This window comes from Fusibacter ferrireducens, assembly GCF_015352425.1.
Taxonomy (GTDB): Bacteria; Bacillota; Clostridia; order Peptostreptococcales; family Acidaminobacteraceae; genus Fusibacter_A; species Fusibacter_A ferrireducens.
In genome coordinates, this window is the sequence record NZ_JADKNH010000019.1 from 1 (window position 1) to 19,828 (window position 19,828).

General features: G+C 37.5%; 17 protein-coding genes. 15 read left to right on the plus strand and 2 right to left on the minus strand.

Annotation, left to right across the window (positions count from 1 at the left end):
- On the plus strand, positions 1 to 2,203 hold a 2,203-nt coding region (locus ISU02_RS21475; RefSeq protein ID WP_194703911.1), incomplete at its 5' end, for an S-layer homology domain-containing protein.
- A 226-nt stretch (positions 2,204 to 2,429) separates the two neighbouring features.
- Here the strand turns inward: ISU02_RS21475 and ISU02_RS21480 are convergent.
- On the minus strand, positions 2,430 to 3,023 hold the full coding sequence (locus ISU02_RS21480; RefSeq protein ID WP_194703912.1) for a hypothetical protein: 594 nt from the start codon (positions 3,021 to 3,023) through the stop codon (positions 2,430 to 2,432).
- Positions 3,024 to 3,167: 144 nt separating this feature from the next.
- Here ISU02_RS21480 and ISU02_RS21485 point away from each other — a divergent pair, with 144 nt between their 5' ends.
- From ISU02_RS21485 to ISU02_RS21540, 12 genes are all read left to right on the plus strand, one after another.
- Entirely contained in the window at positions 3,168 to 3,992 is an 825-nt protein-coding gene (locus ISU02_RS21485) for a GNAT family N-acetyltransferase (RefSeq protein WP_194703913.1), read from the plus strand.
- The gene (locus ISU02_RS21490; protein ID WP_194703914.1) at positions 3,989 to 4,885 is read left to right on the plus strand and encodes an RluA family pseudouridine synthase; all 897 of its coding nucleotides are present in this window, start codon (positions 3,989 to 3,991) and stop codon (positions 4,883 to 4,885) included. Before ISU02_RS21485 ends, ISU02_RS21490 begins: the two co-directional genes overlap by 4 nt.
- Positions 4,886 to 4,899: 14 nt before the next feature.
- Positions 4,900 to 5,724 (plus strand): hypothetical protein, encoded by an 825-nt coding sequence (locus tag ISU02_RS21495; RefSeq protein WP_194703915.1) that lies wholly within the window; start codon positions 4,900 to 4,902, stop codon positions 5,722 to 5,724.
- A gap of 18 nt (positions 5,725 to 5,742) precedes the next feature.
- Positions 5,743 to 7,392, plus strand: coding sequence for a nucleoside kinase (locus ISU02_RS21500; RefSeq protein ID WP_194703916.1), 1,650 nt, complete (start codon positions 5,743 to 5,745; stop codon positions 7,390 to 7,392).
- A 112-nt stretch (positions 7,393 to 7,504) separates the two neighbouring features.
- Positions 7,505 to 9,109 carry a PP2C family protein-serine/threonine phosphatase gene (locus ISU02_RS21505; RefSeq protein ID WP_194703917.1) on the plus strand — a complete coding sequence of 535 codons (1,605 nt, stop codon included), beginning with the start codon at positions 7,505 to 7,507 and terminating at the stop codon, positions 9,107 to 9,109.
- Between the two features lie 123 nt (positions 9,110 to 9,232).
- Positions 9,233 to 9,796, plus strand: a complete 564-nt coding sequence (locus ISU02_RS21510; protein ID WP_194703918.1) for an ArsR/SmtB family transcription factor — start codon at positions 9,233 to 9,235, stop codon at positions 9,794 to 9,796.
- Between the two features lie 29 nt (positions 9,797 to 9,825).
- Positions 9,826 to 11,568 (plus strand): ABC transporter substrate-binding protein, encoded by a 1,743-nt coding sequence (locus tag ISU02_RS21515; RefSeq protein WP_194703919.1) that lies wholly within the window; start codon positions 9,826 to 9,828, stop codon positions 11,566 to 11,568.
- Positions 11,569 to 11,788: 220 nt separating this feature from the next.
- Entirely contained in the window at positions 11,789 to 12,754 is a 966-nt protein-coding gene (locus ISU02_RS21520; protein WP_194703920.1) for an ABC transporter permease, read from the plus strand.
- Positions 12,755 to 12,769: 15 nt separating this feature from the next.
- Complete coding sequence (opp4C, locus tag ISU02_RS21525) at positions 12,770 to 13,714, plus strand: oligopeptide ABC transporter permease (RefSeq protein WP_207736486.1); 945 nt, start codon at positions 12,770 to 12,772, stop codon at positions 13,712 to 13,714.
- An 11-nt stretch (positions 13,715 to 13,725) separates the two neighbouring features.
- Entirely contained in the window at positions 13,726 to 14,721 is a 996-nt protein-coding gene (locus ISU02_RS21530; RefSeq protein ID WP_194703922.1) for an ABC transporter ATP-binding protein, read from the plus strand.
- Positions 14,714 to 15,709: an ABC transporter ATP-binding protein gene (locus ISU02_RS21535; protein WP_194703923.1), complete on the plus strand. Its 996-nt coding sequence runs from the start codon at positions 14,714 to 14,716 to the stop codon at positions 15,707 to 15,709. Before ISU02_RS21530 ends, ISU02_RS21535 begins: the two co-directional genes overlap by 8 nt.
- Positions 15,710 to 16,034: 325 nt before the next feature.
- Entirely contained in the window at positions 16,035 to 16,226 is a 192-nt protein-coding gene (locus tag ISU02_RS21540) for a hypothetical protein (protein WP_194703924.1), read from the plus strand.
- Between the two features lie 93 nt (positions 16,227 to 16,319).
- Here the strand turns inward: ISU02_RS21540 and ISU02_RS21545 are convergent, their stop codons facing one another.
- Entirely contained in the window at positions 16,320 to 17,159 is an 840-nt protein-coding gene (locus ISU02_RS21545) for a deoxyribonuclease IV (protein WP_194703925.1), read from the minus strand.
- A gap of 242 nt (positions 17,160 to 17,401) precedes the next feature.
- Between ISU02_RS21545 and ISU02_RS21550 the strand changes: the two genes are divergently transcribed.
- Positions 17,402 to 18,574 (plus strand): epoxyqueuosine reductase, encoded by a 1,173-nt coding sequence (locus ISU02_RS21550; RefSeq protein ID WP_194703926.1) that lies wholly within the window; start codon positions 17,402 to 17,404, stop codon positions 18,572 to 18,574.
- A gap of 222 nt (positions 18,575 to 18,796) precedes the next feature.
- Positions 18,797 to 19,714 carry a chemotaxis protein gene (locus ISU02_RS21555; RefSeq protein WP_407646469.1) on the plus strand — a complete coding sequence of 306 codons (918 nt, stop codon included), beginning with the start codon at positions 18,797 to 18,799 and terminating at the stop codon, positions 19,712 to 19,714.
- The last annotated feature ends 114 nt before the right edge of the window (positions 19,715 to 19,828 follow it).

The window sequence follows — 19,828 nt, forward strand, 5'->3', positions numbered from 1 at the left end:
AGTGACTGTGAAGTTCACTTCTAATGAATCCGGGAGGTACTACTACAAAGTCGTTGCATCAGGCGATCCAGAGCCAACCATAGACACAAGCGGTTCAGGGACGGTGTGTTCACAAGGTGAGGTCACAATCACAAACCCTGTTGGCCTCACAGCAGGTGCAAAATCTATCTACATCAAAGTTAAAGACAGTGCGGATAATGTGAGCAATGTTTTAAAAATAGATATACCGGCATATATTCAACCAGATACTACCGCGCCAGTATTGACTGCAGGTGCAGTGAATAGAACCAGCGATGCGGCAGTGACTGTGAAGTTCACTTCTAATGAATCCGGGAGGTACTACTACAAAGTCGTTGCATCAGGCGATCCAGAGCCAACCATAGACACAAGCGGTTCAGGGACGGTGTGTTCACAAGGTGAGATCACAATCACAAACCCTGTTGGCCTTACAGCAGGCGCAAAATCCATCTACATCAAAGTTAAAGACAGTGCGGATAATGTGAGCAATGTTTTAAAAATAGATATACCGGCATATATTCAACCAGATACTACTGCGCCAGTATTGACTGCAGGTGCAGTGAATAGAACCAGCGATGCGGCAGTGACTGTGAAGTTCACTTCTAATGAATCCGGGAGGTACTACTACAAAGTCGTTGCATCAGGCGATCCAGAGCCAACCATAGACACAAGCGGTTCAGGGACGGTGTGTTCACAAGGTGAGATCACAATCACAAACCCTGTTGGCCTCACAGCAGGTGCAAAATCCATCTATATTAAAGTTAAAGACAGTGCAGATAATGTGAGCAATATTTTGAAAATAAATATACCAGCTTATATTCAGCCAGACACTGGTTCGGATGACAATGAAGATAATTCGTCTGGAAGCGGAGATGGCACTGCTCCTAACATTGAAACGCCAAAAAATGATACTACAATTGTCACGGTGAATGGCAAGGCGCAAAATGTTGCCAAAGAAAATAGTTCAACAGAAAACGGAAAGACAACAACTACCGTAGCAGTTGAAACAGATGCTATTGAAGCTATTGTTAAAGAAATCATTGAAAACACCACTGATACAACAAAGAATGTTATTCAAGTCTCTGTATCAAATGAGGCGGCTGAGATTGCAAAAGTTGAGTTGACAGGGGATGTTGTCAAAAAATTAGAAGATAATACGTTTGATGTATCTATCAAGCATAAAAATGTTGAATATGTTATACCAGCAGAGGAATTTACAATTGGTAAGGTAGCCAAGAACTTAGGTGTTCCAGAGAATGAACTGTTATCCATTAAAATTGAAGTTAAAATTGCTGAATTAGACCAGAAAATAGTGGATCAGTACAATGAGGTTGTCAAATCTAATGGTGCAGAAATTGCATTTTCACCTATTGAATTTGAAATTGTAGCAAGAACGACTCAAAATGATGGTACAATAAGAGAGCAATCCATAAGTAGTTTTGAAAATTATGTTGAGCGTACGATGGAAATTCCTGAAGATGTAGATCCTAAAAAAATAACAACAGGCATTGTATTCAATGCAGATGGCACTTATAGCCATGTGCCAACAAAAGTCTTTATGAAAGAGGGAAAATGGTATGCAATGATAAGTTCGCTTACCAATTCAAGATACTCAGTGATTTTGAATCCTATAACAGTTAAATCGGTTGAAAATCATTGGGCCAAGGAGGCAGTTAATGACTTAGCTTCAAGACTTGTTATTATAAATCCACAGCAATTTCAACCTGATGCTGCTATAACGAGAGCAGATTTTGCTGAGTATATTGTTAGGGCATTAGGGCTTTATAGAAAAGGATTTGAATCTGAGATTGACTTTAAAGACCTGGACAGCAGAAATGAAAGTGATATATCGATATTTATTGCTAATGAGTACGGTATTATATCTGGATACCCAGATGGGACATTCAGAGGGGATAATCCAATATCTAGAGAAGAGGCTATGGTCATGTATCAAAATGCGATGACAATAACAAAACTTGAAGGCCACGACAAGGATAGATATCAAGGCTATTCGGATTATGAAACAGTCTCAAATTGGGCGGAAGATTCTGTTAGAGAAGTGCTCTCAGCTCATGTTTTTAGTGGGACCACAAGCAAAACGATTTCACCAAAGTCAATTTTAACTCATGCTCAGGCTGTTCAGGCGATTGAAAACTTACTCGCGGCATCTGGACTGATCAATTGATAGAGGTTTAGTTTAAAGTGAAATATAGCGTAGTAGTTGATAACTGCTACGCTATTGCTTTAAATAATATGTGTTGAGCTAAAAGCTTTTTCAAGGCTCTAATCGGGAAGAATAGTTATACTTTACCATAAAAAAAAGATGGATTCATCATTAGAGTTCAAGCAGTCTAATGATGAATTCATCGTTTTTTTATGTGAGACTCAATTTGCTTTTATGCGCCATGTCGTTATCTGCCCTGACCAGCAAGTACTTTGATGATGACATCCAAAGAATCGCTTTTGCTGAGTTTAAAAGTTCCTGCGTGGAGCTTATTATCGAGCTTAAGTGCAACCAGACGATTTACAAAAGTATTCACATCATCCACATAACCTTCAGACACTAGCTTTTTACCAATACTGTAACCTGTTGCACCTTCTGGAACCTCAAAGGCAACAAGTGCGTCAGAACTTGGACTGCTTGTTTCTGGCGGCGTTGGACTATTCGTCGTAGGGCTGGTAGCTGGATCGCTTGGCGTCGTGGTGTCTCCATCTGGTTGAGTCGGCTTCGGCGTATTTGTTGTAGGATCACTTGTTGGGTCTGTATTCTCGGCATTTTCGCCTGTGGGATCAGAATTCTCGTTTGGATTTATATTGGGAATAATGACAGTTACTGGGGGATCGTTTTCAGCTTCTATGGACGGATTTGTCAATGTTTCTCTTAAATTGACATCTAAGGTGTCAGAAATTTTCCAAGAAACGGAAACAAATATAATGGCGATTATGAGTAAAGAGACGACTATATCACTTAAATCATACAAAATGTCTTTTATTTTTTCTATCATGGGACGCTCCAGTTTATAAATATTGGTCAGGGATTCAAAAATATGTCTTCATCTATTAGAATATCATAATTTATTCATTTCTTAAAGTAATGTTCTTTTCAAATTGATTACTTTCATGTTACAATTTTTGAAGGAGGCATAGACATGTTTGGAAAACTTGAAAAATCAGATATACAACAAATTGGAGCCTATTTAGAAAGCAACTTTGAAGAAACTTTATATTTTCAAAAAGTTTATGAAGAATTAAAGCAAGATATCTTGCAGGGAACTTTTTATGGTTATATACAGCAGGGTGATCTCGTTGGATTATTCTACTTTTCAAATAAAAATTCTTTAACAGTGCACTATTCTGATTCTGTCGTATTAGGCAATTTAAATCTTTTAAAGGCGATTAAACATCATAAACCCAAATATATTAAAGGCGAAGTCAGTGTGATAGAGGGTATCTATAGGGTTATTTGCAGGACGCTTGATTCACTCCATGAAGATGATAGTATTTTAATGCGCTATGATTCAAATCGAAAAATTGAAAATGTCGAGATTCCCTTTGAATGGATTAGTGCTGCATCTGGAGACGTCTTTCAGGAACTGAAATTCTTTATAAATGTTGAAACGCAATTTGGACGAAACGTAAAATCAATTAATGATATCTCAAAAGACCTCAGGGAAATGTTAAAGCAAAAAAAATATTATCTTGTCAGATCGAGCCAAGGGTTAATCGGTCAAGGGCTCATTGAGGAAGAAACCAGCACGTTGGGGATTATTGGCGGTATTTATGTGGATCCTCTCTACAGGCAAAAGGGGATTGGAGAAGCTATTTCTCTAAAATTGACACGTCAATTGCTTGAAAAGGAAAAAAAACCATATCTATTTGTCATGACAAATAATAAACATGCAATACATCTTTACGAGAAAATTGGGTATAAAGTCAGTACCCCTTATCGAATACTAACTGTGAGGTATCAATGAAGACCATAATGATAACCAAAAATGAAGCGGATCAAAGGCTAGATCGATTTTTGCTAAAGTACTTTAACAACACCACAAGGACCAATGTGTACAAATTGATTCGTAAAAAGATGTTTAAAGTCAATGGCGTCCGAGTGAAAGAAGATTACTTTCTGAGAGAAGATGATCAACTGGACATCTTTTTGCAAGACGAGACCATTGAAGGATTGATGAAAGAAATCGTTCCCGTAAAACCCGATCAAATTGGGTTGGATATCGTATTTGAAAACGACGATATTTTAATTGTGAATAAGCCGAAGGGCATGTTAACGCATCCGGACAAAGATGAATATAAAAACACATTGGCGACAATTGTTCAATATTATCTTGCAGATCTGTGCACGAAGACATTTAAACCCGCTCCTGTTCATAGGCTTGATAAAAACACCAGTGGTCTCATCCTCTTCGCAAAGACGTATGAAAGCTTAAAATTGTACAATGCACTGATGAGAGCACGTAAAATCGGCAAATATTATTTGACTGTGGTAGAGGGTGCTTTAAAAGGTCCTGGCGAAGTTAAAGGGTATCTGATAAAGGATGAGATAAAAAATAAAGTTAAAATTTTAAAATCAAATCAAGATGAATCTAAATTTTGTCACACAAAGTACAGTGTTTTGAAGCAGTATAAAGGGTATACTTTAGTAGAAATAGAACTTTTAACAGGAAGAAGTCACCAAATTAGAGCAAGTATGGCTAGCATTGGTCATCCTATTGTTGGTGATGTCAAGTATGGTGGCAAAAAGATTCAGACGATTACGTCACAACTCTTACATGGTTATAAACTCATTATTGATGGCAAGGCATATCAAACACAATCGGAAGAAATTGAAGCTTTTATTCAAAAATTAAAGTAAAAGTTGGTGATTGCATGACTGAATCAATGCAAGTGGTAAAAAAATTAATTGAACGCTATGACTACGGTGGTGCTTTTGAATTATTAAAGGAAAAAGGGCTTGAAAGATCAGATGCAGGCGTTTTGATGGATTCCTGTCGGTATGCTGTGAACTTTGACTTTGAAACGGCACGCAAGATACTCAATCATGTTTCTGAAAAGACAAGAATAAATGAAACCTGTTTGCATTTAAAGAAGAATTTGGAAGATTTAAATAATGGTCAACCAGATGCCTTGTTTTCTGAGCTTTTGGAGAATGTTAAATTTCAGATTGTCAATGAGGAGTATATTGATTTTTTAGGTCGAGTTTATCGGTTTAAAGAAGCTGTTTACAAGTACATGTTCATTAAGAAACATTTAAATGATCGCACTTTTACATTTCACATAAGGTTTATACAAAAAAAAGAAGTTTTAAAGATTCTAAGAAATCATTACAAGATTTTTAATAATAACTTGATTTATGGTATTAACACTTATTTTAGAAAATATGCCAAACAGGATGTCAAAGGAGAGCGTGTCATAAAAGTTTTAAGTTCGGAGAAGATGAACCAACTTATTGAATTGAGGCACGAATCGCTCATTGGACACGGTTTTAAAGGTGTAAGCATTGACGAAATTCAACGTGTATATGGGAATCCATATTGCGTTTTAGATGATTTTAGAGAGTGTTTAGAGTTGCTTGAAGTGGATATCTACAGGTATAAGTATTCTTTTATTAACGAATATATCATCAGTTTACTTGAAAGCGAGTACTACGGGTATGTTCAAACTTCACATGCTCAGATGGCGCATTTTGAATAAAAAAATGGAGGCAGAAATATGATCAAAGTCAACGTAAGAGAATTCGGTACATTTGAACTTGAAGAAGGTGCAACCTATGAAAGTTTAGCTAGAAAAATACAGACGCCAGAAAAACCTTTGATTGTGGCCGTTAGATGTGGTAATGTTCTCAGGGAACTTACAGAGGTCATTGAGAAAAGCTGTGACGTAAAAATGGTTGATTTAGAGACCTCAGATGGCGAGAAAATTTATCAGCGAAGCTTATCCTTTATTATGATTAGAGCTGCAATTGAAAGTTTTAAAGGGATCAAAGTTAAAATAGAACATTCTTTGAGTAAAGGTTTGTATTGTGAATTTGAATATAAACGCAAACTTACGCATGAAGATTATGAAGTTATAAAATCAAGAATGCAAGAGATTATCTCTCAAAATGAGCCCTTTGTCAAAAAGAAGACCGCTATAGAAACGGCTAGAAATACATTTGAAGCCTATAAGATGCAATCCAAGGTAGACTTGTTAAAGTATCGTGAATCTGATTATATCAATTTATACCAATGTGGAGAGTTGCAAAATTACTTTTATGGCTACATGGTGCCAAGTACAGGCTATATTCAAAATTTTGATATGGTTAAATACGACAATGGCATGATCTTGATGCACCCAACGAAATATTCACCTTTTATGGCGCCAGCCTTTGTGGAATCTCCTAAAATTGCGGATATTTTCAGTGAGAGTGAGCGTTGGGGTGAGATTATGGAGATGGCTTATGTGAGCAATTTGAATGCGCTCATTGAGAAAGAAGAACACCCTGAACTCATCCAAATTGCCGAAGCACTCCATGAGAAGAAAATCGCTTATATTGCAGATCAGATTTCAAAGACGGGGAAACGGGTTATTTTAATTGCAGGTCCATCTTCCTCTGGGAAAACAACATTTGCCAATCGATTGAGGATACAGCTGAAGGTTAATGGGCTTCATCCCATTACGATTTCAACGGACAATTACTTTGTCGATCGAGAGAAGACGCCGAGAGATGAGCAGGGCGAGCTTGACTTTGAGTCCATAGACGCTGTGGATGTTGCACAGTTTAATAAGGATTTGATGATGTTGCTGGATGGTGAAATGGTGGATTTACCTGTTTTCAATTTTCATGTGGGTAAACGTGAAGTTAGAAACAAACCCTTTTCAATTAAAGAGGATCAACCGATTATTATTGAAGGCATCCACGGCTTAAATGAGCAATTGACAAGTAAAATATTCAAAAGAGATAAATTTAAAATTTACGTCAGCGCTTTAACGCAACTCAATATAGATGAGCATAACAGGATTCCCACAACTCAAACGAGACTTTTAAGACGTATTGTGAGAGACAATCAGTTCAGAGGCCACTCTGCTAAAAAAACAATTGGCATGTGGAGTTCCGTTAGAAGAGGCGAGGAACGCAATATCTTCCCTTATCAAGAGGAAGCGGATGCGATGTTTAACACGGCATTGCCTTATGAACTTGCCGTACTGAAAAAACATGCTGAACCTCTGTTGGAAGAAATTTTGCCAAGTGATGCAGAATACGGAGAGGCCGTTTTGTTACTCAAATTTTTAAGCTATTTCAAATCTATTGATGATGATACTTTGGTGCCTTATGTTTCGATCTTGAAAGAATTTATTGGTGGAAGCTGTTTTGATGTGTAAAAATTGTGTATAATGAAAGTGGTATCATAGAGTTAGAACGGCAATGTTCTAACTTTTTTTAAAATGATTTAAAAGAAGACGTCTTGTTTAGAAATAAACTTTGAGGTGGATAATGTATCAGACTCAAACTCATTTAAAGGAGTATCAAAGAATTTTAACCATTTGCACAATATTAGTGGGGATGTTGTTACTGGAGCGTTTTTTTCTTACTGTTTTTTTGCAGACTTATGCAAAGATCATGCTCGGTAGCATCCTGTTGCTCAATGTTGTCATAGGCTCCATTTTGATCAATACAACTTTTTATGCAAGCAGAATTAATATCAATAGACAGTTCATGGCAATTGCTTTTGGGACGTATTTATATGTGATAAATATGGGTATTGCTATGATCATATTGTTGACGAGCAATATCACATTGGTTCGAGAAGTAACCTTTTTTTTGACGATTGGAAAGTCGTTATTCTTGACTGGATTGATCGTGCCCTTTTTGCTTTCAAAAGTATCCTTTTTCAGAGAAAATTCATATATGAAAATGACGGGTATAAGCACTTTAATAATAACAGGTGAAATTTTTCTCTATGTTATAACGTTTCGACTACTCATAGTGCCCAATGAAATTTTATATTTTATGAATATACTGTATCTTTTAGGCCTGATGATTTTTTTGCTAGAACTCATCCTAAATGATTTGTTAAAGGCCAAGACCAATACTTATATGATGATTTTTAGCTTCATATTGCTATTTATTGCTCAGTTTTATTTAACCGTTATGTCACTTTCAACATTTACACTCATTCAAAGTTCTATGATTAATGCAGTGGCATTAATTGTATTATTGATGGAGATTCATGCTTTTAATATAGAAATTCCTGAAGCTAAAAACAGGCAACTTCAAAAGCAATTTAATATCTATTCCAAATACCTCAAGCGTATTATTGATAAAAAGACACTTTTGGTAAGAGAGGTCAACCAAAAGATTATTGATGAACTCGAATATGCAAAAATTATTCAACAGTCTCTTTTGCCAAGTAGCAAAATTACACACAGGGACGTCAGTTTTACGTCGGCATATCATCCTTGCGAAAGACTCAGTGGTGACTTTTACGACATCTATAGCATAGACGATGACAACGTTGCGCTTTATCTGTTGGATGTATCTGGTCATGGCATCTCTGCTGCGTTAATGACAATGCTCAGCAACAATTATTTAAAATCCAATGAGCGCGTGATCAAACGATTTAGAGGGATGCACCCCGATAAAAATCTCAAGTATTTTTATGAGCAATTTAATCGTATGAATTTTCCTGATGAAATGCACATGGTTATATTCTATGCAACACTTAATTTAAATACCAAAGTGTTGACTTATTGCTCTGGAGGCATGAACTGTAATCCAATTAGATTTAAGAGCAACGGAAAGGTTGAATTTTTAGATCAGAGTAAGGGATTTCCCATTTGTAAACTTGAAGGATTTTTCACACCAGAATACACCAGTGAAACCATCCAATTACAACATGGTGACAGGATACTTTTTTATACGGATGGCTTGACAGATAAGGAAAAGAATAATATATTCGATACGGATGAGATCATTGAATTATTCGTAACTTCTAGAAATTTAACCTCAAGAGAGATCAACGACATTATAGTGGATAAAATCAATGCTCAAAGAGGTGTATTAAATGATGACATCACATATATCCTCGTTGATATTTAAGGGTTCGAAAAATGGGGGTCTATTGACTGGCATGGGTTAAAGCATTATAATGTGTGTAAATTATTTAGAGTAAGAAAATTTTTTACATGTTGAGTGAGGTATATTTGAGATGAGGAAGGTGCTATGAAGGAAGTTCTTGTTCTTAAAGATTTAGAGCAAATTAAGGCTGTATCTCAGCAATATCGTTTGGAGATTTTAGAAGCATTTGATAGCAGTGCGAAGACCGCAAAGCAGATTGCTGAAGCCATGCATGAACCTCATGGGAGGGTAAATTACCATATTAAAATGCTTGAGAAAGTAGGCATTATAGAGTTTGTAGAAGAAGTCATAAAGTTTGGTGTTGTGGAGAAATATTATGCACCAGTGGCCTATAAGCTCATTATTGATAGCAGTGCAGTTACGTTAGATGATGAAATGAATGATTCTATCAGTAAGGCTTCTCTAGCATTTTTCGAAACAATTTCTAGAGAGTTTTATGATTCAATTGAGCATTTTTCAAGTGGTCCCTCTAGAAAAATATCGTATTCGACGGATTACTATCTCACAGAAGAAGAAGCAAAAGAGCTCTATGATCAATTAAACCAAGTTGCGGATTCTTATCTCAAAGGCAAAGAACAACCAAGAGAAGGAACACATAGACACTTTGCGGCTCATATGGTAGTACCATTGCCGCCGAAAGAATCGTAATAGATATCTAAATTTTAAGGGGGATTATAATGAAAAAATCACTCGTATTATTGCTTGTATTTGTGATGTTTTTATCGATAGCACTTATAGGATGTGGTTCTAATGATAAATCGGATTCAACGGACATTCAAATACCGACAGAAACCTCTGCAAATAATACTCCGACAGAGCCCGAACCGACAGAGAAGGATCCTGCTTTAGATGTAGATAAGAATCCAGCGCTGGCAAGGGGAAATGTGTTGACAGTCGCAACCACCACATTAGATGGCAAATTCAATACGATTATGTCCTCTAGTATGTATGATAATTGGATCACAAGTCTCGTCTTTGATGGCCTTGTGACCAATGATGCCAAAGGCAATGTGATCCCTTCTTCTGCTAAGAAGTGGGATATTTCGGAAGATAAGTTGACTTATACATTTTATCTAAATGAAGGGATGACATTTCATGATGGCACACCAGTAACGGCAGAAGATGTCGCCTTTACTTATACAGCTATTGCCGATCCGGATTATGATGGTTCCAGAGGCTCGTCTGTAGCGGATATAGTGGGCGTTAAAGCGTATAGAGCTGGAGAAGTGGACACCATTGAAGGGATCAAAGTGATCGATCCTTTGACCATTAGTTTTACAATTGAAAAACCTAATGTGCAAAAAATAAGGGCTTTTGTATACGGTATTTTACCTAAACATATTTACGAATACGACAATTGGGATGCTTTCAAAGCAACGATGAATCGACCTGTGGGATCGGGGATCATGAAATTTGAAGAATTCAAAGTGGGTGAGTATGTAAAATTATCGAGAAATGAAACTTATTTTGGTAAGAAGACAAAGCTGGATGGTGTTATCGTTAAAATTCAACCAACAGAAACGGCTACGGCTGCTTTTGCAGCTGGTGATATAGACCTAGTAAATCCACCACCAAGTATTGAAAGCTATGAGATTATGACGTCGACGGATATTGGAACCGTTCAAGAATTTGTCGGCAACGGCTATAATTATATTGGTTTAAATTTGAGAAATCCTAAGTTGTCAGATAAACGTGTCAGACAAGCTTTAGCTTACGGACTGAATAGAAAACTGTTTATTGAGAATCAGTGGGAAGGTTTTGCTTCAATTTGCAATACGCCTATTTCACCAGTATCTTGGGCTTATCCAGCATCTTCTAGTCTCAATGATTACGATTATGATGTGGCCAAAGCAAATGCTCTGCTCGATGAAGCAGGGTGGATTGATACAGACGGTGATGGCATAAGAGATAAAGATGGCATTAAATTATCATTGAAGTGGACGGCTTACAATGATATTGACTGGCCCATTAATTTAGTTTCGCTTGCTAAAGAACAATGGAAAGCCATTGGCGTGTCATTGGAATCAGAATTGATGGAGTTTAATGCTGTAAAAGATAAAGTATTTGATAAGCAAGATTTTGAAATGTATAATATGGCTTGGGATCTCTCTATTGATCCCGATCCAACGCCAATCTTTGGTTCAGATGCCGATGTCTTTGGCGGTTATAATGCCGTTGGTTTTCACAACGAAAGAGCGGATGAAATTTTTGCTTTGGGCACTCAGGAATATGATCAATCCAAAAGGGCAAAGTTATATCAAGAATGGGCTATTTTAGCGAATGAGGAGCTTCCCTATATTTTTAATGCGTACAGAGATGAGATCTGGGGTGTGAATAATCGCGTTAAAAACATAGAGCTTGGACCTTACTATGATTGGACGTATGCTGTAAAAGACATCGAATTAGATTATGTTCAATAAGTTGACGAGTACTTTAAAAGTCAGTATTTAAGTGACTCTTTGTTACATGATGCCGTTTACGGTAAGTACACAATAGCCCAGCATTTGCTGGGCTATCTAAATATTTAGAATATATATCCTACTATTATCTATATAGTCTATATAAGCAAGAAGTAACATTTCAGACGATGTACATAATAAAAAAAATTGACAGCGCGTTGAGTTTGGAAAGGGTGTCTAAATGAGAAATTATTTATTAAAGAGAGTACTTCAAATAATGCCTGTGTTGTTTGGCATTACAATTATTACTTTTTTCATTATACATACAGCCCCGGGAGATCCCACAAGTAAAATGATGGATCCAAGAATGACCGTAGCTGAGAAAATGAGATTGAAAGAAAAGTTTGGGATCGATAAGCCCATTATTGTCCAATATGTAGATTGGATTAGCGAAGTTGTAAAAGGGAACTTAGGTTATTCATGGAAGTTTCAACGCCCGGTGGCTGAGGTTATGGGCGAGAGATTATTGGCGACATTTTATTTAGCCGCTGTCTCTTTGTTGCTGGCATTGCTCATAGGCATTCCTTCGGGCGTTATATCGGCTACGCGACAGTATACTAAATTGGACTACTTTTTTACAATCTTTGCACTGGTGGGGATATCCATACCAAGCTTTTTCTTTGCCCTTTTACTGATCAAGTACTTTGCAATAGACAACAGTATTTTTCCAATATCAGGTATGAGAACAATTGAGGCTTCCAGTTGGCCTATAGGGGCTCAAATTAAGGATATTATAGCGCACACGGTTTTACCTGCAATTGTTTTAGGACTTGGTTCCACAGCGAGTTTTATGAGGTACACGCGTTCAAGTATGCTTGAAGTTATTCGACAGGATTACATCAGAACAGCACATTCTAAGGGGCTTAGCGAGCGCGTAATCATCTATAGACATGCACTTAGAAATGCATTGATTCCGATCATTACTCTATTGGGGTTTTGGATTCCAGGACTATTTTCTGGTGCCTTAATCGTTGAGCAAGTATTTGCATGGCCAGGAATGGGATTACTGGGCTATCAAGCTATTGGCGATAGAGATTATCCTCTCTTAATGGGTGTGAATCTATTTTTATCATTTCTAACACTTACGGGTAATTTGTGCGCCGACTTATTCTATGGATTAGCAGATCCAAGAATAAAATATGATTAAAGGGAGATGTCGTTGATGTCAGAAGCAATCAAAAAGAAACAAGAAGCAAATGCAAAACTTGATGCAAGACATAAGATTGAATCCCCATGGACTATTGCGTTTAGACGATTAAAGAAGAATAGATTGGCAATGGTGAGCTTGTTTCTCCTATGTATTTTAGCATTATCTGCAATTTTAGCAGATGTTATTACCCCCTATGATAGAGATCAAATTAATTTAGCGGATAAAGAAGTTAGAGGTAAGGTGATGGAACTGCCCATTAAAAATGAAGCGCCAAGCTCTAATTTTATTTTGGGGACAGATGAACTGGGTAGAGATATTTTTACACGCTTAATATATGGTGGACGCATTTCTCTAACGGTAGGGTTGGTGGCTGTTTTTTTACAGGTTGTCATTGGTGTTGCCGTAGGTTCTGCAGCAGGTTTTTATGGTGGCATTGTGGATGCCGTATTAATGCGACTGACTGATATTATTATGTGTTTTCCATTCCTTTTAATTGCCATAACCGTGGTGGCTCTCTTGGGACCGAGCATTTTCAATGTGATGTTTGCCCTTGGTCTATTGGGGTGGACCAGTATTGCAAGAATTGTCCGCGGACAAATATTATCACTTAGAGAACAAGAATTTATGGAAGCAGCTGAAGCGCTTGGCATTAGAGATTCCAGAAAGATTTTTAAGCATCTTTTGCCCAATGTTATGGCGCCAATTATCGTTTTCGCTACTATGGGTATGGCAAACGCCATTTTGACTGAGTCCACATTATCCTATTTGGGGATGGGCGTGACACCACCGACCCCTACTTGGGGAAATATGATGCAAGCCGCTAGATCCATTTATTCGTTGCAAAATCAATGGTGGCTATGGATTCCTCCAGGTTTCCTGACTTTTATAACCGTTATGAGCTTTAATATTCTCGGTGATGGTTTAAGAGATGCACTTGATCCAAAGATGAACAGATAACAGGGGGAAGAATGGCGCTACTAGAAGTCAAAGGCTTAAAAACGTATTTTTATACAGAAGATGGTGTGATCAAGGCAATTGACGGTGTTGATTTTAAAGTGGATGCTGGAGAGACCTTGGGTATTGTTGGGGAATCAGGCTGTGGTAAAAGTGTTACGGCCATGTCCATTTTGAGACTTGTTGCAGGTTCGTCTGGAAAGATTGTCGAAGGCAGTATTAATTTTGATGGCACGGATATTTTGTTGCTTACTGATAAAGAAATGAGAAGCATAAGAGGCAACAAGATTTCTATGATTTTCCAAGAACCGATGACCTCCTTGAATCCAGTGTTTACAATTAATCAGCAGATGTCGGAAGTGCTGTTGCTTCATAGAAATATGACAAAAGAAGAAGCCAAGCAAGAAGTCATTAAGTTGCTCCAAAAAGTGGGTATTCCAAGGCCCTCAGAAGTTGTTGACGATTATCCTTTCACACTTTCAGGCGGTATGCGTCAACGTGTTATGATTGCAATGGCACTTGCCTGTAATCCCAAGTTATTGATTGCAGATGAACCCACAACAGCGCTGGATGTAACCATACAAGCACAAGTTCTCGATCTTATGAATAAATTGCAAAAGGAGTTTGGAACTGCAATTATGTTTATCACTCATGATCTCAATGTCATTGCAGAAATGGCAAGTAGAGTTATTGTGATGTACTCTGGGAAAGTGGTTGAGGAATCCCCTGTGGTGGCATTATTTGATAATCCCTGTCATCCTTATACCATAGGTCTTATGAAATCGAAACCAGATATCAAGACTTCAGGGGAGAAGTTGTATATGATTCCAGGTGTTGTGCCAAATCCGCTTTATAGACCAGCAGGCTGTCAATTCAATACGAGATGTGAATATGCAATCGAAAAATGTTTTCAGATGGAACCCGATTTGACTGAAACGACTTCTGGGGGAAGAGTGCGATGTTTTCGCTGGCAGGAAGTTCAAGAGTTGAGAGGTGCAAGTTATGTATGAGAGAGACCCTAAGGCATCAGATGTATTGCTCAGCGTTAGAGGGTTAAAAAAATATTTCCCAATTAAATCAGGATTGACCAAAAAGACGGTTGGATATATCAAAGCGGTTGATGGTCTTAATTTTGATATTAAATCGGGGAAAACGTTTGGATTGGTGGGAGAATCAGGATGTGGCAAATCAACCACAGGCAGGACGCTTTTAAGATTATTGGAGCCTACGGAAGGTGAAGTCATCTTTAATGGTGAGAACATATTGACTTACGATAGGGCAAGATTGAGGCAGCTCAGAACGGAAATGCAAATTATATTTCAAGATCCATATTCTTCTTTAAATTCAAGAATGACCGTTGGGGAAATTGTTGGAGAAGCGTTGCTTGAACACGGTATGGTTAAAAGTAAGAAAGAACTTCACGAACGCGTTGTTTCTATTATTGAAAAATGTGGATTGAGCGGGTATCATATGAAACGTTATCCACATGAATTTTCAGGCGGTCAAAGGCAGAGAATTTGTATTGCCAGAGCACTTGCATTAAGACCGAAATTTGTCGTTTGTGATGAGGCAGTATCAGCACTTGATGTTTCAATTCAATCCCATGTGATCAATCTTTTGAAGACGTTGCAAGACGACATGAATTTAACTTACTTGTTTATTTCACACGATCTCGGAATTGTCAAATATATCAGTGACAACATTGGTGTTATGTATCTTGGGCGCATAGCAGAAATGGCAGAAAAAAATGCGTTATTTGATCATCCAATGCATCCCTACACCCAGGCCTTATTATCTGCAATTCCAAAGTCACATCCACTGGATAAGAAAGAGCATATTATTTTGCAGGGGGACATGCCATCACCAGCAAATCCGCCTTCTGGTTGTGGCTTTCATACGAGATGTCCCAAGGCAATGGCAATATGCAGTCGAGAAATACCTGTGTTCAACGCAGTTGGAGAAAATCATTATTGTGCGTGTCACTTATATAACCCTTGAGGAGATGAAGCCCAGGGGGTTCATCTCCCTAATCCCGTGGGAGTCCTAAACGCCCACGGGATGCAATCCAATAGGATTGCGCAAGGGTTACGAAGGTAGCGAAGCGGACTGAGTATGACGATAATCTGTGATTCAGACTAATCCAAAAAGGGTTACGAAGGTAGCGAAGCGGACTGAGTATGACGATAATCTGTGATTCAGACTAATCCAAAAAGGGTTACGAAGGTAGCGAAGCGGACTGAGTATACTGTTTTGATGTAAATAAGTGAATGTCTGGTTAGGTATCATAGTAACTACATTTTAAGATATAAGAGAGGAAAAAGTGATGGAACCAATAAACTGGGAAGCCTATGAGGACGTTCAAGATAAAAAGGAGAATAGCCTTAATAGACTAGATATGAAAGATGTTATCGCCATGAGTATTGCAATGTTACAATTGGTTTTGCCCATTGCCTTAAGTTTCATAGGTATTACGTTTGTGACGATTCTCGCTTTTAAGTGGTTTTTTAGGTGCTAAAATGAAGTAAAAATAACGCTAAAATAGCGTTCATAAAAACTTTTCTGAGGCATAATGCTTGTGGTGGTTTCGTTACCTCTTATCGCGTTGAGTTTAGGCTTCAGATTTATATAATGCTCTCAAGGTTGCAACCTCTTTCCCATGACCCTCTAGTTCGTTTGGGGTTTCTAAAAAGAAGGGGAGATGTCGAAGTTTTGGGTGATTGATTATGCGTGAGAGTGCTTCTATGCCAATGGTGCCTTGACCTATGATTTCATGACGATCTTTGTGGCTGCCAAATGGCACTTTACTGTCATTGAGATGCATGGCCTTAAGTCGATCGAGACCGACGATTTGATCAAATTGCTCTATGACGTCATCCAGTTGATTCACAATATCATAGCCGGCACTGTAGAGATGACAGGTATCCAGACAGACACCGAGAATATGATTTTGAGTGACTTGATCTATGATTGCCCGGAGTTCTTCAAAAGTGGAACCGATTTCAGTCCCTTTACCAGACATGCCTTCAAGCAATACATGTAATTTTTCATCTCCCGTTAAAACGTCGTTTAAAAGAGTTGTAATGCGCTGAATGCCGTATTCTACGCCCTTTCCAGTATGAGAACCCGGGTGAAAATTATAGAGACAACAGGGCACTTTTTCTAATCGTTTTAAGTCATCAGAAAAAGTTGATTTTGCAAAGGCATAAACGTCGTCCTTTTGAGCAGCAGGATTCATGGTATAGGGGGCGTGAGCCAGTAAATGTGCAATATCCTGCTGATTCATGAGCTCTTTTAAGGATTCAATATCTTTGGGGTCAATTTCTTTTGCTGAGCCGCCTCTTGGATTGCGCGTGAAAAATTGAAAGGTATTGGCATGGATTTGAGAGGCATCTTTTGCAGCTTGGTAGAAACCTTTTGCGATGGAAATATGGGGTCCTAATCTTAACATGTGATCTCCTTTGTATAAAAAATTGTCATAATATGAGTAGCTTGTGGCGAGTCGTTTAAATGTGTTTTAACATGTGAACTTCTCTAAAGGGATAGTGATTTTAAAGCTTATTTACCCTATAATTAAGATTAGTATATCAAAAATAAAAATGAATACATAGTGAGAGTGTCAAAAGTTGTTTTTACTTAAATCCTCTGTCTGATGTTGTATCGTTCACCCATTTTTTTATAAGAGGCGTTTTAATGAATTTAAATATGAAGGAAAAAAAAGCAAATTTTAATGTGAATGTCAATACTGTCAATACTGCTATAGGTATTCTATTTTCTCAAATGGACGGGATTCTAAGCCAAGCGCAGCTTTCCTATTATGATTTTTTATATATGGGATTGGAATCTATAAAGAAAATGAGGGCTCATGAGCGTGCTCTGATAGAAGACATTCAACTTGACCCATTCAGGACAGAGTTTGAACCTGAACCCCATAAGCGTTCTTTCTTCAATATGCTTGAAAAGAAAATCAAGCCGGGTGAGAGTTTGATGCTTTTTTCTGTGGCGTTGCCTTATCCTAGGCAAACGACAGGCCTCAGTAAATCCCTAGGCGTTGTAGATGGTTCAAGTTGGTATTATGACTACCATTATCATCTGAGGGCGCGCATGGATAATGCACTTAAAATTTTTTCAGAGATTGAGGGGATTCGGATTAAGGAGAGCGACTGCTTTGTGGATACTTCTGATTATATCGATCGAGAGCTCGCCTTTTTATGTGGCCTTGGCAGTTATGGTAAAAATCATATGTTGATTCATCCTGAACTGGGCACTCAATTTCACATTGGACACATGTATATGATTTTGGGAGAGCAAGAGCATTCATTATTTTCTAAAGTTGAATCTGAATCAGCGTTGAATGCAAGAAGACACTACACTGGGTGTAAAGAATGTGACAAATGTGTTAAAGCATGTCCAGCGGGTATTTGTGGCGTCTTAAAAATGAATCGATTAAAATGTATTTCTTATTTAACACAGACTAAAAGAGCTCTGACACTTGATGAGATGAAGAGGATGCGCAACAGAATTTATGGATGTGATATCTGTCAAAATGCGTGTCCGTCAAATCGAGCTCGAGATGAAAATAAAACGAATTTGCGCCATATAGATCATTGGTTGGTAAATGATTTTGAGGGTATAGATCTGTTGGAAAGCCTAAAATTATCCCAAAGAGCATTTAAACGTCAATATGGAGAGCGTGGATTTGCCTGGAGAGGGGGTAAAATTTTTAAAAGAAATATATTGATTGCAATCGGAAATTCTAAAGATCCATCTTTTTTCAAAAGTATAAAAGAACTTGCTGAGCTCAATGAGGATGTTTTTCTGCAGCCTTATTATGAATATGCGCTTATAGGGACAAAACCCGTGTAACATAGAGCGCTTTATTGTTCGGAATAGTTGTATCGTTTGAGTCGAAGTTTGTGCCATGGTTTGCATTGTAAATCATAGATTTTGTTCATGTCTTTTTAAATTCAATGAATGGTAATGTGCAATATGGGTATAAGGTCCATGAATAGTCAGAAAAAAATATTTATAAGTGGTTAAAATAAGGGTATAATAGTTATTATAATACAGGAGTGGAGGGTTTGAGATATGATGCTTGATAAGAAAGATGGAATATTACTCGAAAGTGGCACTGGTGAAGTAGAAATTTTACATTTTACAGTTGCAGGAGAACATTATGCTATCAATGTTGTAAAAGTCAAAGAATTATTGCAGATCGAAAATGTTTCTAAAGTACCGAATTCTCATCCTGCGATATCAGGCATTTCTTTGATTCGAGGCGAGATGATTTCTGTTGTTGACCTGATGTATGTACTGGAAAATAGAAAGAACGAAAAAGTGAGTGGCGGTATGACCTTGGTTTGTGAATTCAACAAAATAAAGGTAGGCTTTGCCATTGATTCAGTACTTGGAATCCATCGGATCGGTTGGAATAAGATCATGAAACCAGATGATATCACTTCCAATTCTTTAATTATTGGGAATATTAATCTTAATGAGCAGATCATTATGTTACTTGATTTTGAAAAAATAGTTATGGATATCAATCCAAATACTGGTATCAATATGGAACGCGTGAAGAATATAGAGATCAAAGATCGATCAAAATATAAAATTGTCTTGGCAGATGATTCGCCTATGATTCGTAAGGTTTTATTGGATACATTGACATCAGCTGGATTTACAAAACTCAAATTCTTTGACGATGGGATGCAAACCTATGACTATCTGATGCTATTGGCAGAGAAAAAAGGGGAAGCTTTTGCAGAGGATATTGATCTTTTGATTACAGATATTGAAATGCCCCAACTTGATGGACATGCACTTACAAGAAGAGTTAAAGAGCACAAGATTTTGAAAAAATTACCGATTATCATATTTTCATCATTGATCACAGACGATTTATTGCATAAAGGTGAAGCAGTAGGTGCTGATGCCCAAATGAGTAAACCTGAAATTGAGAATTTAGTGGTGCTAATTGATAAAATGTTAAAAATAAGAGACTAGAGCTTACTTTAATAGCGCATCTCAATAAGTCACATATAGAGTTACCATGAATTCAAATAAAACCCTAGAAATCATTGCGTGGAAAATCGCTGGATTTCTGGGGTTTTTGTGTTC

Coding starts and splice junctions, on each gene's coding strand:
- ISU02_RS21540 (WP_194703924.1), top strand. CDS start 16,035: ATGGAACCAATAAACTGGGAAGCCTATGAGGACGTTCAAGATAAAAAG.
- ISU02_RS21550 (WP_194703926.1), top strand. CDS start 17,402: ATGAATTTAAATATGAAGGAAAAAAAAGCAAATTTTAATGTGAATGTC.
- ISU02_RS21500 (WP_194703916.1), top strand. CDS start 5,743: ATGATCAAAGTCAACGTAAGAGAATTCGGTACATTTGAACTTGAAGAA.
- ISU02_RS21520 (WP_194703920.1), top strand. CDS start 11,789: ATGAGAAATTATTTATTAAAGAGAGTACTTCAAATAATGCCTGTGTTG.
- ISU02_RS21485 (WP_194703913.1), top strand. CDS start 3,168: ATGTTTGGAAAACTTGAAAAATCAGATATACAACAAATTGGAGCCTAT.
- ISU02_RS21490 (WP_194703914.1), top strand. CDS start 3,989: ATGAAGACCATAATGATAACCAAAAATGAAGCGGATCAAAGGCTAGAT.
- ISU02_RS21515 (WP_194703919.1), top strand. CDS start 9,826: ATGAAAAAATCACTCGTATTATTGCTTGTATTTGTGATGTTTTTATCG.
- ISU02_RS21510 (WP_194703918.1), top strand. CDS start 9,233: ATGAAGGAAGTTCTTGTTCTTAAAGATTTAGAGCAAATTAAGGCTGTA.
- ISU02_RS21530 (WP_194703922.1), top strand. CDS start 13,726: ATGGCGCTACTAGAAGTCAAAGGCTTAAAAACGTATTTTTATACAGAA.
- ISU02_RS21495 (WP_194703915.1), top strand. CDS start 4,900: ATGACTGAATCAATGCAAGTGGTAAAAAAATTAATTGAACGCTATGAC.
- opp4C (WP_207736486.1), top strand. CDS start 12,770: ATGTCAGAAGCAATCAAAAAGAAACAAGAAGCAAATGCAAAACTTGAT.
- ISU02_RS21505 (WP_194703917.1), top strand. CDS start 7,505: ATGTATCAGACTCAAACTCATTTAAAGGAGTATCAAAGAATTTTAACC.
- ISU02_RS21555 (WP_407646469.1), top strand. CDS start 18,797: ATGATGCTTGATAAGAAAGATGGAATATTACTCGAAAGTGGCACTGGT.
- ISU02_RS21535 (WP_194703923.1), top strand. CDS start 14,714: ATGTATGAGAGAGACCCTAAGGCATCAGATGTATTGCTCAGCGTTAGA.
- ISU02_RS21545 (WP_194703925.1), bottom strand. CDS start 17,159: ATGTTAAGATTAGGACCCCATATTTCCATCGCAAAAGGTTTCTACCAA.
- ISU02_RS21480 (WP_194703912.1), bottom strand. CDS start 3,023: ATGATAGAAAAAATAAAAGACATTTTGTATGATTTAAGTGATATAGTC.